This is a genomic window from Pseudomonas sp. S4_EA_1b, from assembly GCF_016307435.1.
In the GTDB taxonomy this organism is placed as follows: domain Bacteria; phylum Pseudomonadota; class Gammaproteobacteria; order Pseudomonadales; family Pseudomonadaceae; genus Aquipseudomonas; species Aquipseudomonas rhodesiae.
This window is the reverse complement of record NZ_JAEILC010000156.1, coordinates 36,689-51,443: the sequence shown is the minus strand read 5'-3', so window position 1 is coordinate 51,443 and position 14,755 is coordinate 36,689. Positions and strand designations below refer to the sequence as shown.

Annotated in this window: 11 protein-coding genes; 7 read left to right on the top strand and 4 right to left on the bottom strand. The window is 58.3% G+C overall.

Annotated elements, in window-relative coordinates; translation table 11 throughout:
- The first annotated feature begins 73 nt into the window (after positions 1-73).
- Positions 74-1,504 carry an IS1182 family transposase gene (locus tag YA0848_RS33840; RefSeq protein WP_034097281.1) on the top strand — a complete coding sequence of 477 codons (1,431 nt, stop codon included), beginning with the start codon at positions 74-76 and terminating at the stop codon, positions 1,502-1,504.
- Between the two features lie 213 nt (positions 1,505-1,717).
- Here the strand turns inward: YA0848_RS33840 and YA0848_RS33835 are convergent, their stop codons facing one another.
- The 3 genes from YA0848_RS33835 to YA0848_RS33830 all read right to left on the bottom strand — a co-directional run bounded on the left by YA0848_RS33835 (position 1,718) and on the right by YA0848_RS33830 (position 4,160).
- Positions 1,718-2,257: an AAA family ATPase gene (locus YA0848_RS33835; RefSeq protein ID WP_082036812.1), complete on the bottom strand. Its 540-nt coding sequence runs from the start codon at positions 2,255-2,257 to the stop codon at positions 1,718-1,720.
- Positions 2,258-2,768: 511 nt separating this feature from the next.
- Positions 2,769-3,170, bottom strand: coding sequence for a hypothetical protein (locus YA0848_RS36865; RefSeq protein WP_167389883.1), 402 nt, complete (start codon positions 3,168-3,170; stop codon positions 2,769-2,771).
- A gap of 51 nt (positions 3,171-3,221) precedes the next feature.
- Complete coding sequence (locus YA0848_RS33830; protein WP_034112942.1) at positions 3,222-4,160, bottom strand: LysR family transcriptional regulator; 939 nt, start codon at positions 4,158-4,160, stop codon at positions 3,222-3,224.
- A 295-nt stretch (positions 4,161-4,455) separates the two neighbouring features.
- Between YA0848_RS33830 and YA0848_RS33825 the strand changes: the two genes are divergently transcribed.
- From YA0848_RS33825 to YA0848_RS33815, 3 genes are all read left to right on the top strand, one after another.
- Positions 4,456-5,301, top strand: a complete 846-nt coding sequence (locus YA0848_RS33825; RefSeq protein WP_034097287.1) for an SDR family NAD(P)-dependent oxidoreductase — start codon at positions 4,456-4,458, stop codon at positions 5,299-5,301.
- A gap of 2 nt (positions 5,302-5,303) precedes the next feature.
- Positions 5,304-6,188: an SMP-30/gluconolactonase/LRE family protein gene (locus YA0848_RS33820; RefSeq protein ID WP_034097288.1), complete on the top strand. Its 885-nt coding sequence runs from the start codon at positions 5,304-5,306 to the stop codon at positions 6,186-6,188.
- Positions 6,189-6,520: 332 nt separating this feature from the next.
- Positions 6,521-7,141, top strand: coding sequence for a TetR/AcrR family transcriptional regulator (locus tag YA0848_RS33815; RefSeq protein ID WP_034097289.1), 621 nt, complete (start codon positions 6,521-6,523; stop codon positions 7,139-7,141).
- Between the two features lie 212 nt (positions 7,142-7,353).
- On the opposite strand, the gene YA0848_RS33810 is transcribed toward YA0848_RS33815, so the two are convergent.
- Positions 7,354-8,823 (bottom strand): efflux transporter outer membrane subunit, encoded by a 1,470-nt coding sequence (locus YA0848_RS33810; protein ID WP_034097290.1) that lies wholly within the window; start codon positions 8,821-8,823, stop codon positions 7,354-7,356.
- A gap of 301 nt (positions 8,824-9,124) precedes the next feature.
- On the opposite strand from YA0848_RS33810, the gene YA0848_RS33805 reads away from it, so the two are divergent.
- From YA0848_RS33805 to fabF, 3 genes are all read left to right on the top strand, one after another.
- A complete protein-coding gene (locus tag YA0848_RS33805) occupies positions 9,125-10,234 on the top strand; it encodes an efflux RND transporter periplasmic adaptor subunit (RefSeq protein ID WP_034097292.1) in 1,110 nt (369 codons plus the stop codon).
- Complete coding sequence (locus tag YA0848_RS33800) at positions 10,231-13,314, top strand: efflux RND transporter permease subunit (protein WP_198712577.1); 3,084 nt, start codon at positions 10,231-10,233, stop codon at positions 13,312-13,314. Before YA0848_RS33805 ends, YA0848_RS33800 begins: the two co-directional genes overlap by 4 nt.
- A 96-nt stretch (positions 13,315-13,410) precedes the next feature.
- Entirely contained in the window at positions 13,411-14,706 is a 1,296-nt protein-coding gene (gene fabF / locus YA0848_RS33795) for a beta-ketoacyl-ACP synthase II (protein ID WP_047882546.1), read from the top strand.
- Positions 14,707-14,755 lie beyond the last annotated feature (49 nt).

Here is a 14,755-nt window from a genome sequence, read left to right as displayed (position 1 = left end):
GGCCCAGAGTGTGTAAAAACGCCCGGACATACCCTTGCTATGATTTCTGAGAATTTCATCGCAAGGGAAGCCCATGAAACGGTTTATCCAGGGTGAGCACCGAGGGCAAAGCACCTTACTTCCCGAGAGGCTCGACGACTACGTCAGCGATTCCAACCCGGTACGGGTGGTTGATGCCTTCGTCGATGAACTCGATTTGGCCTCGTTGGGTTTTGATGGCGTCATTCCCGCCGAAACCGGCAGACCTGCGTATCACCCTGCGATCCTGCTGAAGATCTATATCTACGGCTACCTCAATCGCATCCAATCGAGTCGACGTCTTGAGCGAGAAGCCCAGCGCAACATCGAATTGATGTGGTTAACCGGGCGCTTGATGCCCGACTTCAAAACCATCGCCAACTTCCGAAAAGACAACAGCAAAGCCATTCGCGGCGTGTGCCGCCAGTTCGTTGTGCTGTGCCAGCAGTTGGGGTTGTTTAGCGAAAACCTGGTGGCCATCGACGGCAGCAAATTCAAGGCAGTGAACAACCGCGACCGCAATTTCACCAGCGCCAAACTGAAGCGGCGAATGGGAGAAATCGAGTCGAGCATCAACCGTTACCTGACCTCCCTTGATGCAGCTGATCGGCAAGTGCCAAGCGCCGCTGAGCCAGACGCTACGCGCCTGGAAGAGAAAATCGCCAAGCTCAAAGCTCAGATGAAAGAGCTTCAGGTGATCGAGTCTCAGCTCAACGACTCTCCAGACAAACAGGTCTCACTGACCGACCCCGATGCCCGCTCGATGATGACGCGTGGCAATGGCATCGTCGGCTACAACGTACAGACGGCGGTCGATACCCAGCACCATTTGATCGTTGCTCACGAGGTCACGAACGTTGGCTCTGACCGCGACCAACTCAGCTCGATGGCGAAGCAGGCGCGGGAAGCCATTGGTTCAGAAACGCTGTCCGTCGTGGCTGATCGAGGCTATTTCAAAAGCGAGGAAATCCTGGCCTGCCATGATGCAAAAATTACCGCCTATGTACCCAAGTCGATGACTTCAGGAGCTAAAGCGGACGGGCGTTTCAACAAAGATGCCTTCGTTTTTAACGCAGCTAAAAATGAATACCTTTGCCCGGCTGGCGAGGCATTGATTTGGCGTTTCTCCAGCGTCGAGAAAGGCCTGAACATGCACTGCTACTGGAGTTCGAACTGCCAAAGCTGCGCCCTGAAAACTCAGTGCACGCCGAGCAAGCAGCGACGAGTGCGGCGTTGGGAGCATGAAGCCGTGCTAGACGAAATGCAGAACCGGCTGAACCAGGCGCCGGACATGATGCGAGTCCGAAAGCGCACTGTTGAGCATCCCTTCGGGACGCTCAAACAATGGATGGGATCCACGCATTTCCTCACGCGTAGGCTGGCCGGCGTCAGCGCGGAGATGAGTCTAAATGTGCTCGCCTACAACATGAAGCGGGTCATGAGAATCATCGGTGCCGAAGGCTTGTTGAAGGCAATAGCGGCGTAAAAACCTCCGGCTTTTGCTGCTCCAGGTTGCGCTAAAACGCTTCATAAGCGCTCCGGAGCGTTACCGATGCTGATCGTGGCAAATACGTGGCCAATCGACTCGCCTGGCTGCGCTGGGCTGAGGCATCCACGATACGGAAGTGTTTTTACACACTCTGGGCCAATAGCAGCCACTCGTAAACGGTAGTCCCGCATCGCATCAGGCAACCGTCGATCAATCTCGCGGAGTCTGGAAGTTCGAATTTTCAATGCTCGCGAGAAAATTGCAGGTATCCCGATTAGAACGCAGACAAACCACGCGGCAAGCTGGTGGCGCTGTTGCAACAAGTTGCCGCATCTTTTCTCGCGCTGATTTTTTCGTCCGCCACATGAATCTAAAAAACTCCGGCAGGTTCATCAGCAGTTCGGGGCAGTTCTCAGGCAAGTCAGGCCGAGACTGACCGCGTTGGAGCAGGGTTCTGCGCAGTACGCGTAAGAATCGAAGCGTCGCCGAACGATCAATCCATATCAAAAGGTCTGCACGGGCCAGCCGGTTGTCCCAAGTGGCTGAATGGCCGCCTTCGAATATCCAACAATCTCGGGCCTCAACATCGAGACAAAGCTGTGTCTTCTCGTCCGGACTTCGCTCGATCCACCCTGGCTGCCAGTGAATAGTGTCGATATGAATGACCGGCAAACCTGTGCGCTGACCAAGCTCACGCGCCAAAGTGCTTTTGCCTGACCCAGGTTGACCAACAATCATCACCCGTTGCATCGAAGCTCCTTCTCACTATGCCAGCTGATTTTTCCGGGGCGGCGATTTTACGTCAAGACCTATCTCGGTCAACAAAAAGCGGTCAGTATGACAGGCAGCTTCTGGCCGATTGTGTTGAAAAAGTCAGTTTTCCCAAAACACTCGAATATTAATGTATGAAAACACCTCTGTTGCCCGCTGCTACGTGAGCTCCGAGTACTGAACCTTCTGCCAAAAATTCAGATTTCAATCTCAGGCGCGTACTTTTCTGGCGTGGAATTCGAAGCCGACTGTTTTCAACAGAATCGGCCAAAAGCGGTCACTCCGCATGCCTACGAAGCCAGGGGCGATTCAGGTGTCGCCGAAAACATAAAAACTGTACGCCCGAAAGTCACATCCCCTCATGGAACTTCCCGAAAAAATGATGTCAATTTGATTGCTCGTTACAGCAACAAGATCATCTTGGATCAGTCAGCGTCAGGCTATTTTCTGAGACCCCATGGAGAGAGTGATGAGAGCCATCATTGCGATGTTATTGATGTTGAGTACCTACGCTCATGCTAGTTGCGGCAGCATCAGTGACAGCGATCAACGCGCTTATTGCGAGGCCAAAACCAATGGCCAAAGCTGCGGCAATATCCGGGACAACGACCTTCGGGCCAGTTGCTCGGCGGAAATGAACGGTCAAAGCTGCGGCAACATCAGTGACGACGATCAACGCGCTTACTGCAATGCCAAAGTCAACGGTCAAAGCTGCGGCAATATCCGGGACAACGACCTTCGGGCCAGGTGCTCGGCGGAAATGAACGGTCAAAGCTGCGGCAACATCAGTGACAACGATCAACGCGCTTACTGCAATGCCAAAGTCAACGGCCAAAGCTGCGGCAACATTCAAGACAACAACTTGCGTAACGAGTGTGATGCCATAAAGCATTGATCTCCGAATCACGCATGACCAGCCGCTCTTCATCGATCCGCTGGCGCTCTAACTGATCTGGGCGGCGCTCATCCCCTCGACCCGGGGAGCGGCATTGAAGTCCAGCATGGAAATGAAGCTGTCCATCAACGGTGATTCGTTGTGGGTGTTCCAGCTCATGTACAGACCGATGGCCGGGTTGGGGGAGGCGGTCACGGGGCAGACCCGGCGGAACAGGACCTTGTCGCGCATGATTGTGTTAGCAATCGACTCAGGCACCAGGGCAACGCCAAAACCGCAGGCTACCAAGCCGATCAAGGTATGGATCTGCGCGGCCTCCTGCACCACCTTGGGGTAAAAACCGGCGGCCTCACACAAGGCGATCAACTGGCTGTGATAGCCGGTGCCCAGGGCTTCGGGGGTGAATACGAAGTCTTCCCCAGCGAAATCCCTCAAGTCGATCGGACCTTCCTTCGCCTTCGGGTGACGGGCGGGCAGCGCCATCACGATCTCTTCGTCGAGCAACAGGCGTGACTCAACGTTTTCCGCCGAGATCGGCAACTTGCGCATAAAGGCAATATCCGCTTCCCCGGACAGAATAGCTTTGGCCTGGCTGGCAGAGGGCATCTCCTTGATGATCAACTGGACTTTGGGGTAGGTCTCGCGGAACTGGCGCAGGGTGCTGAGCAGCGACTCATAGTAGGCGATCGACACCGCAGTCACTGTGAGTTTGCCGGCAATACCCTCGGATACTTGGCGTGCGTGTTCGATGCCCAGCTCCAACTCCTTCAATGTGCTGTAGGCGGCGTTCAGAAACGCACCGCCGGCGGGGGTCAGCTTGACCCCGCGTTTATTGCGCGTGAACAGACGGAACCCCAGTTTGTCTTCCAGTCGATGGATGGCTTGGCTCAACGGGGGCTGGGCCATATGCAGGCGAATGGCGGCCCTGTGGAAATGCAGCTCTTCAGCCACGGCGATGAATTGACGTAGCAGGCGGGTTTCGATCATTTCTTCTGGTCCTTCATTTGAACTGATCTGTGGACTGGGCGAGGCAATGTTACCTGTAAACAGGCGCTCGACAGGGTAAGTTGAACTTCGGACCTAAAGCTTGCAAGTGCTGTCGAGCAGGCCTGAATGCCGTGGGGAAGTGTCGGGGTGGGCCTTTAGGGGGTTAAACGTCAACGATTCATTCGCGTTGAGCGTCAACTTGATACGAACCAAGTATCAGCTTGCGCCGCCGTTAGTATTAAACAGCGTGAATATCCCTTGTTAAGGTGAGGTGGCACTCAAGAGGAAACAGCCAATGAACTTTACAGGAAAGACGGCAGTTGTAACGGGCGCTGGTCGAGGGCTCGGTTTTAGTTATGCGCAGGTGCTAGCCACGCTGGGTGCCAATGTCGTGATCAGTGATATCGGCGCAGACAAGCTGGGCGCCGGGGGGGATGGCTCCATCGCCATGGAGGCTGCGCAAACCCTCAGGGACAAAGGTTTCAACGTGGTGGGGCATCATGGCGACTTGTCCAGTGAACAGGGTTGCGAGCAATTGGTGGCAACGGCCATCCAGACGTTTGGCCAACTCGATATCTTGATTCACAACGCCGGTTGGGTCGGTTATCAGGCGATTGAAGAGGCCGATACAACATTCATCGACCGCGCGGTGGATATCAATATCTATACCCCCGTGTGGTTATGCAAACATGCCTGGAAACACCTCAAACAGTCTGCTGCCCCACGGGTCGTGCTGACGTCATCCGACCGCGCGATGTACCAGCAATATGCCCAACCGGGCCTGGTGGCGTATGCCGCCGGCAAGATGGCGCAACTGGGCATCATGAATGCGCTGAGCATGGAAGGCACGGATGCGGGCATCCTCGTCAATGCGGTATCCCCAGTGGCCAAGACCCGCATGTGGGGCGTGACGGGCGAACCGGAGAACCTCAAGCCAGAGTGGGTGACGCCTGGCGTGGTGTTTCTGGCGTCGCAGCATTGCCAGGACTCCGGTTATGTCCTGCGTGCCAGCAATGGGCAATTTACGGCGACGCGGTTTGTCGAAAACCCAGGTGTCGACTACCCCGTCAATCTGGCCCGCGTGAAGGCCACCAGCGCCGAACAAGTTGCCCAGCTTTGGGACCAAATTAAGGAGCATTGAATATGCCTGCTCAGGAAGAGCTCAAACTGTTTTCAGCGTGCCAGGCCGATCTGGGTGAAAGCCCGGTCTGGGATGAAGCCCATCAGTGCCTGCTGTTTGTCGACATCAGTGGCGGCCAGATCAATGCCCTGGACCAACATGGCCGCCTGACGCGGCTGTATGAGTCGCCTGCGCGCATCGGCGCCCTGGCCTTGACTGACAAGGGCAACCTGATTTTTACCCAGGATGCCGGCGTTGCCGTCCTCGACCGCACAAGTCTGCGGGTCACCCACAACTCAAAGTTGGCCATTACGCTGTCGTCCTATCGCTTCAATGATGGTGCATGCGACCCCCAGGGGCGCTTCATCACCGGTTTGATGGATGAAGGTCACAGCCGCAATACGGGCAAGCTCTATCGCTACGACGCCGGCCTGAACGCCTCGGTCATAATGGACGGCATCAGCCTGCCCAATGGACTTGCGTGGTCGAGCGATGGCAGCGAGTTGTTTTTTGTCGACTCAGTGGCCCGTACCCTCTATCGCGCCCGTTATCCGGCGAACGGAAACGGCCTGGAACAGGTATTGGTGTTCGCCCAGACACCGGCTGAACTTGGCCGGCCAGATGGTCTGGCGCTGGATGTCGAGGGTAACCTGTGGGTCTGCCAATTCAACGGCAGTTGCGTGCTCCAGTACGACCGCCATGGCGTGCTGCTCCAGGCCTTGCCAATGCCGGTGCCACGCCCCACCAGTTGCTGCTTTGGCGGGCCGGACATGCGCACCTTGTACATCACCACCGCCAAGTTCGGCATGTCGGCGGCCGAGCAGGCGGACTATCCGGCGGCGGGCAATATCTACAGCATCCGTTTGCCAGTGCCCGGAAGGCCGCGACACCGTTTCAAGGAACTTTAATCGCACAGGCATCAAGGACGTGGCAGGCCAGCAGGTATTCTTGAATAGTCGATCAACGCCATCACCTTTTTTCTCGAATCTGGCCCACCATTGCGCCGTGCTCCGCGGCGCTTTTTTCTTTGATGGCGGACTATTCCTGGTCAGCCATCAGGTTTACCCAACCCATGCGCTTCCATCCGCCCACCTGATCAGATAGACAAGCTCAGTACCGTGGTTCTGGAAAGCTTGGGAGTGGGGCGGGTTTGTGTAATATCGATGGAGCAAGTCTGAGTGACAAAAGGATAATTTGGTCACTCGTTGTCAAGCGCATTTCGGGTGCGTAAGCTAGCCGCATGAATAAGACAACCATCGCTTCCACGAGCATCCGTGGTCCTGCCGATCATGAAATCCGGAACCAGATCGTCGCAGCGGCCAACCAGCACTTCAGTCAATACGGCTATAGCAAAACCACGGTTTCCGATCTGGCGAAGGCAATCGGGTTTTCCAAGGCGTACATCTACAAGTTTTTTGATTCCAAGCAGGCGATTGGTGAAGCTATCTGTGCCAATTGCCTGGCGCAAATGATCGCGGCAGTGGAGCAGGAAATTAACGTTGGTGGTCTCACGCCGACCGAGCGTTTACGACGCTTGTTGAAAACGCTGGTGGCTACCGGTGTGAACTTGTTCTTCAGTGAGCGAAAACTCTATGACATCGCTGCTTTTGCAGCGTCTGAAAACTGGCCTTGCGCTCAGCAATACGATGCCTTGATCAGGGGCTTTGTCGTGCAGATTGTGCGTGAAGGGCGAGAGCTCGGCGAGTTTGAACGTAAAACGCCGTTGGACGAAACAGTCGATGCAATCCACCTGGCGCTACGGCCTTTCGTCAATCCGTTGCTATTGCAGTACAACCTTGATGTTGTCGAGGTGGCTCCGGTCCTCACCTCCAATCTCATTCTGCGTAGCTTGATGCCGTGAGCCTACGCCAAACCCTGTATATCTTTTTGCGCTGATATCAACGTTTAGTCTGTGGGCGAACACTGTCCAACTGGGCCTGTCCGCTTGCCAAGAAAGTGACTTTTTTTTCATATAGTCACATCAATAAACAGGATATACCTGTCCTTGAGGGATCGCCGTCAAGCAGCGCTGTTGCATCAACGACTCATGGGCGCGGATCTTCCGGTCGCTCGTCACCTGAGCGGATATCGGCTCGTCAGTTGGGTATCCGAGGGCTGCCAGCCGCCGCCCAGTGCCCTGAACGTGGCGACGGCCGCGCGTGCCGATTCGGTCTGTGCCTGTGCCCGAGCGTCGGAAGCCTGAAGCAAGGTCTCGTCAGCGTGCAGGACGTCAATCAAGCTCGCCGTGCCTTTCTCATAAGCAATGAACGACGATTGGCGGGCTTGAGTCAGAGACGTCTCGCCTCCCATTAGGGTGGTGGCTTGGGCGTCCCGATTGACCAGCGAGGAGAGCGCGTTCTCGACGTCCTCGGTGGCGCGCAGCTCCGATTGACGGTAAGCGGCCAGGGCTTCGGCTTCCTGTCCTTTGGCTTGGTCGATTTGGGCGTTGATGCGGCCGAAATCGAAAAGTCTCCAGCGCAGTCCCAGTACGCCAGCCGATTGACTGGCGCCGCCGGAAAAAAGATTGCCTGCGGACACCGCCGTCGCGCTCCCCAGTAGCGCACTCAGCGAGAACTTCGGGTAGTACTCGGCAATCGCTTCCCCGATGCGTGCGTTGGAGGCGGCAAGGCGGCGCTCGGCCACGATGAGGTCAGGCCTGCGCCGCAGTAAATCGGCGGGGGTTCCCAAGGTCTTTAACTGCGGTGCCACCGGAATGCTCCCGACCATGGCAAGTTGCGTACGGTGAGTACCGGGTGGCGTGCCGAGCATGACATCGAGTGAGTTCATGGCAGCATCCAGACCGGCCTGCAGGACCGGCACCGTGGCTTGGACCTGGGCTAACGCCCCCTCGGTTTGACGCACCTCGTAGCTGGCGGCAAGCCCTTTGCTATAGAGCAATTGGACTTTCTCCAGCAGTCCTTGCTGGGTTTTGACTTGTCGATTCGCAATGTCCAATCGAGCCTGCAGCCCACGGATAGTGATGTAGGTATCCGCGGTCTGCGCGGCGATGGCCAATCGTGTGGCAGCGGCGCCTGCCTCGCTGGCCTGGTACTCGGCCAGCGCCGCCTCGCGTCCGCGTCGCAGGCCGCCAAAGATATCCACTTCCCAACTGGCATTGAGGTCGGCCTCGTAGGAACTCCCATACCGATCGTAGCCAGGCGTTGAGTTCAACACCTGGCCGAGTGGGGTCTCGATGGATTGATAGGCACGTGCGGCCTGAGCGCTGATGTTTGCTGAGGGCGCCAAAGCGGCATTGGCGGCGCTGAGTCCGGCCCGCGCCTGCATGACTCGCGCCTGGGCCTGTGCCAGATCGAGGTTCTGCTCAAGCGCCTTGGAGACGAAGCCGGCGAGCAGTGGGTCCCCGAAACTCTCCCACCAGATGACGAGACTGGCAGGCGTTGCCGCTGGTCTCTGCCCGACAGAAAACTGGCCCCAGTATCGGTCCGGGAGCGGGGCGTCTGGACGGCGATAGTCCGGGCCGACCGCACAGCCTGTCATCAAGGTGACGCTTATCAGAAAAGCAGCGGGGCGCAGGGAGAGCATTGAGATTCCTTGAATCGCGAGATGTTTGTGACCATATTACTTTATGGTCACAGCCTGTCAATTGAGGCCACTGAGCTAAATTCAGGCATGGCTAGAAAATAACCCTCGACTGCCTCACATGCAGCCCTTGCAAAACGTCGCCTTGTACCGATCCAGTCTGAGTGAAGGGGCATCTAGAGCTTTCGCGTAAGGGGCATTGCACGGCTAAGGTCCAGCTGGATTCTTGATTTGTGACTGTTGACAATAATGGTCACCAGTCTGAATATAGCGCTCCTGCTCTCTCTATTTAATAAGGGAACCTATGCTCCGGCTCCGACCTTTCCCCATTGCCGCCTGCTTGTTGCCTCTCGTCCTGACGGCGTGTGGTGACTCCTCCAATCTTGTTGATCCGCGCACGCAGGCTCCGCTGGTAAGGCCCGGAACGGTTGAGGGTGCCTCAGAGGCGTCACGCTCATTCACAGGGGTAGTGGCGGCCCGCGTGCAGAGCGATCTGGGCTTTCGGGTTTCCGGCAAGATTCTTGAGCGGTTGGTCGAAACCGGCCAGAGCGTTAAACGCGGTCAGCCGCTTATGCGCCTTGACCCTATAGACCTCGGGTTGCAGGCGCGAGCACAGCAAGAGTCGGTCATCGCCGCCAAAGCCCGAGCCAAGCAGACAGCCGATGACGAGGCGCGATACCGCAGCCTGGTAGCCGCAGGCGCTATTTCTGCATCGGCCTATGACCAGATCAAAGCCTCAGCAGATACCGCAAAGGCGCAGCTTAGCGCCGCTGAAGCGCAGGCTGACGTTGCCCGCAATGCTTCAGGCTACGCAGTGTTATTTGCCGACTCCGACGGTGTCGTGGTGGAGACGCTCGCCGAGCCCGGGCAAGTCGTCAGCCCGGGGCAGCCTGTGGTTCGACTGGCGCGCGCAGGTCAGCGCGAAGCCATCGTGCATCTGCCCGAGACGTTGCGTCCTGCCCCAGGTTCCACTGCGCAAGCGACGCTTTATGGAGATACCGCCAACGCAGTGACTGCGAAGCTGAGGCTGCTTTCCGACTCTGCCGACCAAGCCACGCGCACGTTTGAGGCGCGGTACGTGCTGGCGGGCGCGCTGACCAATGCGCCGATAGGTTCGACGGTTACCCTGCGCATCGCAGAAGGCGCCGCGCAAGCGCAGGCTTTACGAGTGCCCATCGCGGCCCTTTATGACCCAGGCAAAGGCACAGGCGTGTGGGTGATCGCCGGCTCACCGGCAAAAGTTTCTTGGCGCCCTGTTCAAGTGCTGGGGTTGAGCGACGATGCCGCGCGCGTGGCAGGCGATCTCAAGGTCGGTGAGCAGATCGTAGCGTTAGGCGCCCATCTGTTGCGCGATGGCGAAGAAGTGCGAGTGCCCGGGCAGGATCAAGCCAACGTTGCCGGGAGCCATCCATGAGCGAAGGCCGCTTCAATATTTCAGCGATCGCCGTTCGTGAGCGATCTATCACGGTGTTTCTGATCTTTCTGATCGCGGTGGCAGGCACCCTGGCGTTCTTCAAGCTGGGGCGTGCGGAGGATCCGCCGTTTACGGTCAAGCAGCTGACAGTCATTACCGCGTGGCCTGGCGCAACCGCGCAGGAGATGCAGGACCAGGTAGCCGAGCCCCTTGAAAAGCGTTTGCAGGAATTGAAATGGTACGACCGCACGGAAACCTACACGCGGCCGGGTCTCGCTTTCACCATGGTGTCGCTGCTCGACAGCACGCCGCCGTCGCAAGTGCAGGAGGAGTTTTATCAGGCGCGCAAAAAACTCGACGACGAGGCCACCAAGCTACCGGCGGGTGTGATCGGGCCATTGGTTAACGACGAGTATTCGGACGTGACGTTCGCGCTGTTCGCTCTCAAAGCCAAAGGCGAGCCGCAGCGCCTGTTGGTGCGTGATGCGGAGTCGTTGCGTCAGCAACTCTTGCATGTGCCGGGCGTGAAGAAGGTCAATATCATCGGCGAGCAGGCCGAGCGCATTTTTGTGTCTTTCTCCCACGATCGGTTGGCCACTTTGGGCATTGCGCCTCAGGACATCTTTGCCGCGTTGAATGATCAGAACGTACTGACGCCGGCCGGTTCGATCGACACCAACGGGCCGCAAGTCTTCCTGCGCCTGGACGGTGCCTTCGATAAGCTGGAGAAGATTCGCGATACGCCGATTGTGGCTCGGGGGCGCACGCTCAAGCTTTCCGATGTGGCGACTGTCGAGCGTGGTTATGAAGACCCGGCCACCTTTGTGGTGCGCAATAACGCAGAAGAGGCCCTGCTGCTGGGGGTCATCATGCGTGAAGGTTGGAACGGCCTGGATCTGGGCAAGGCGCTGGACGCCGAGACCCGCAAAATCAATGAGCACATGCCACTGGGCATGACCCTGACCAAGGTCACCGATCAAGCCGTCAACATCGACTCGGCCGTAGGCGAGTTCATGGTCAAGTTTTTTGTCGCGCTGCTGGTGGTGATGCTCGTTTGCTTCCTCAGCATGGGCTGGCGTGTGGGCGTGGTGGTCGCCGCTGCCGTGCCATTGACACTGGCGATCGTGTTTGTGGTGATGGCGGCCACCGGAAAGAGCTTCGACCGTATTACCCTCGGGTCATTGATCCTGGCGCTCGGGTTGCTGGTAGATGACGCGATCATTGCTATCGAAATGATGGTGGTGAAAATGGAGGAGGGCTACGACCGCATCAAGGCCTCGGCGTATGCCTGGAGTCATACGGCCGCGCCGATGCTCTCCGGCACACTGGTAACGGCGGTTGGCTTCATGCCCAACGGTTTTGCCCAGTCCACTGCCGGTGAATACACCAGCAATATGTTCTGGATCGTGGGCATTGCGTTGATTGCGTCCTGGATTGTCGCAGTGGCTTTCACCCCTTACCTGGGCGTGAAGTTGTTGCCAGAGATCAAGCCGGTCGAGGGTGGGCATGCTGCTATCTACAATACTCCCCGCTACAACCGCTTCCGCCGGGTCCTGACACGGGTCATCGCCCTCAAGTGGCTGGTGGCTGGCACGGTTATCACGTTGTTTGTTGTAGCCGTTCTGGGCATGGGGCTGGTGAAGAAGCAGTTCTTCCCGACGTCGGACCGTCCCGAGGTGATGGTCGAGGTGCAAATGCCCTACGGAACCTCCATCGAACAGACCAGTGCCACCGCGGCAAAAGTCGAGGCTTGGCTGCAACAGCAGGAAGAGGCAAAAGTCATCACCGCCTACATTGGCCAGGGCGCGCCGCGCTTCTTCCTGGCGATGGCACCCGAACTGCCGGACCCATCGTTCGCCAAGATTGTGGTGCTCACGGCCAGACAGGAAGCGCGCGAAACCCTCAAGGTTCGTTTGCGTGAGGCTGTGGCTGCAGGGCTCGCCCCAGAGGCCCGTGTCAGGGCGACGCAAATTGTGTTCGGCCCGTATTCACCTTTCCCTGTCGCCTACCGAGTGATGGGGCCTGACCCGACCAAGCTGCGCGAGATTGCCGGGCGCGTACAAGCGGTCATGCAAGCGAGCCCGTTGATGAGGACGGTCAATAGCGATTGGGGCCCACTGACACCGACCTTGCATTTGCGCTTGGATCAGGATCGCTTGCAGGCGGTAGGGCTGACCTCCAGCGCAGTCGCCCAGCAGTTGCAATTCTTGCTGACCGGCGTGCCGATCACAGCGGTTCGTGAAGACATTCGTTCAGTGCAGGTGGTGGGGCGCGCCGCGGGTGACATCCGCCTGGATCCGGCTCGGATCGAGGGGTTTACAGTGGTGGGCGCGGCGGGCCAGCGTATCCCTCTGTCCCAGGTCGCAGAGGTGGATGTGCGTATGGAAGACCCCATTCTCCGGCGCCGTGACCGTACACCGACGATCACCGTGCGCGGCGATATTGACGAAGGCCTTCAACCACCCGATGTGTCGGGTGTGATCGTCAAGCAACTGCAGCCGATTATCGACACGCTTCCCAACGGCTATCGGATCGAGCAAGCGGGTGCAATCGAGGAGTCGGGCAAGGCCGGCCAGGCGATAGTGCCGTTGCTACCCATCATGATTGCCCTGACGCTGCTGATCATCATCGTTCAGGTACGTTCGATCTCGGCAATGATCATGGTGTTTTTCACCGCACCGTTGGGCCTGATTGGCGTAGTACCGACCCTGCTGATGTTTCATCAACCATTTGGTATCAACGCCCTGGTTGGTCTCATCGCGCTGTCGGGCATCCTGATGCGTAACACGCTGATTTTAATTGGGCAGATCCATCACAACGCTCAGGAAGGCTTGGATCCATTTCACGCCGTCATCGAAGCCACCGTGCAGCGGGCTCGTCCGGTGCTGCTGACGGCGATGGCGGCGATCCTGGCATTCATCCCGCTGACCCATTCGGTGTTTTGGGGCACCCTGGCCTACACGCTGATCGGAGGCACGTTAGTCGGCACCGTTATGACGCTGGTATTCCTGCCGGCGATGTACGCCATTTGGTTCAAGATCCGTCCTGACAATGCAGGTCAAACCGAGCCAGCGAATTAAGTAAGCAAACCCAGTGGATGGGGCGCCATCCCGTCCTCTCGTCGTGCACCTCATCGTTGTAGCGTGGGCGGCGACTGAAAAAATGAAGAGGGTTCAATGAGTAATCTCGAAGCTCAAAAGCGAATCGTGGTCACCGGCGTCGGCATTGTCGGGCCTTTGGGGTGCGCAGTAGAGGAAGTCTGGAAGAGATTGCTGGCCGGGCGTTCTGGTATCCGCAACCTGCCCGACGACATTACTGAGGGTACGGGCATCGCAGTGGGCGGCCAGGTGCCGTCTCTCGAAGAGGATGCCATCGCCGGTTACGACCCGGAGCGCATCATCTCGGCCAAGGATCGCAAAAAGATGGATCGCTTCATCGAGTTTGCATTGGTGGCTGCGCACGAAGCGCTGGAGCAGGCCGGCTGGCATCCAACAGAGGTCACGGACCAAGCGCGGACGGCCACGATCATTGCGTCGGGCGTGGGTGGCTTCGGCGCGATTGCCGACGCAGTCCGCACCACCGATGCGCGTGGTCCTCGCCGACTGTCGCCATTCACTGCACCGTCCTTTCTCGCCAATATGGCGGCCGGGCACGTCTCCATCCGTCACGGCTTTAAAGGCCCGCTCGGCGCTCCCGTCACGGCCTGCGCCGCAGGGGTACAGGCCATCGGCGACGCGGCCAGAATCATCAGAGCCGGTGAGGCGGATATCGCGATATGCGGCGGTACCGAGGCGGCGATAGACCGTGTGACCCTAGGCTGTTTCGCAGCGGCCCGCGCGCTATCCACGGGGTTTGCCGAGCACCCGCAGGCAGCCTCGCGACCGTTCGATCGTGATCGCGATGGCTTCGTCATGTCCGAAGGTGCCGGTTTATTGGTGATCGAGTCACTGGAGCATGCCCTCAGGCGTGGGGCCAAGCCCCTGGCGGAGTTGGTCGGCTACGGCACCAGCGCTGACGCGTATCACCTGACGGCCGGTCCGGAGGACGGCAGCGGCGCACGTCGCGCCATGGAGCAGGCGCTGCGCCAGGCGGCGGTGAGTCCCGCCGACGTTCAGCACATCAACGCGCATGCAACCTCCACCCAGGTCGGCGACAAAGGCGAGTTGGCAGCGATTCGCTCGGTTTTCGGGAGCGGCGCCAGTGTCGCGATCAGTTCGACGAAGTCCGCCACCGGGCATCTGCTTGGCGCAGCTGGAGGTATTGAAGCGGTGTTTACGGTGCTAGCGCTTCGCGACCAAGTGGTGCCACCCACGCTCAATCTCAATCATCCCGATGAGGCAGCCGACGGCCTTGATCTGGTCGCCCTGAACTCGCGACAGTTGCCAATTACCCATGCGCTCTCGAATGGGTTCGGATTTGGCGGTGTGAACGCCAGCGTGCTGTTTCGCCGCTGGGCGCCGGAGGTTGAATAATGAACGCGGCGTGACGTGGCGAGGGTTTTGTCCAGTGGGCCGAAGCGAT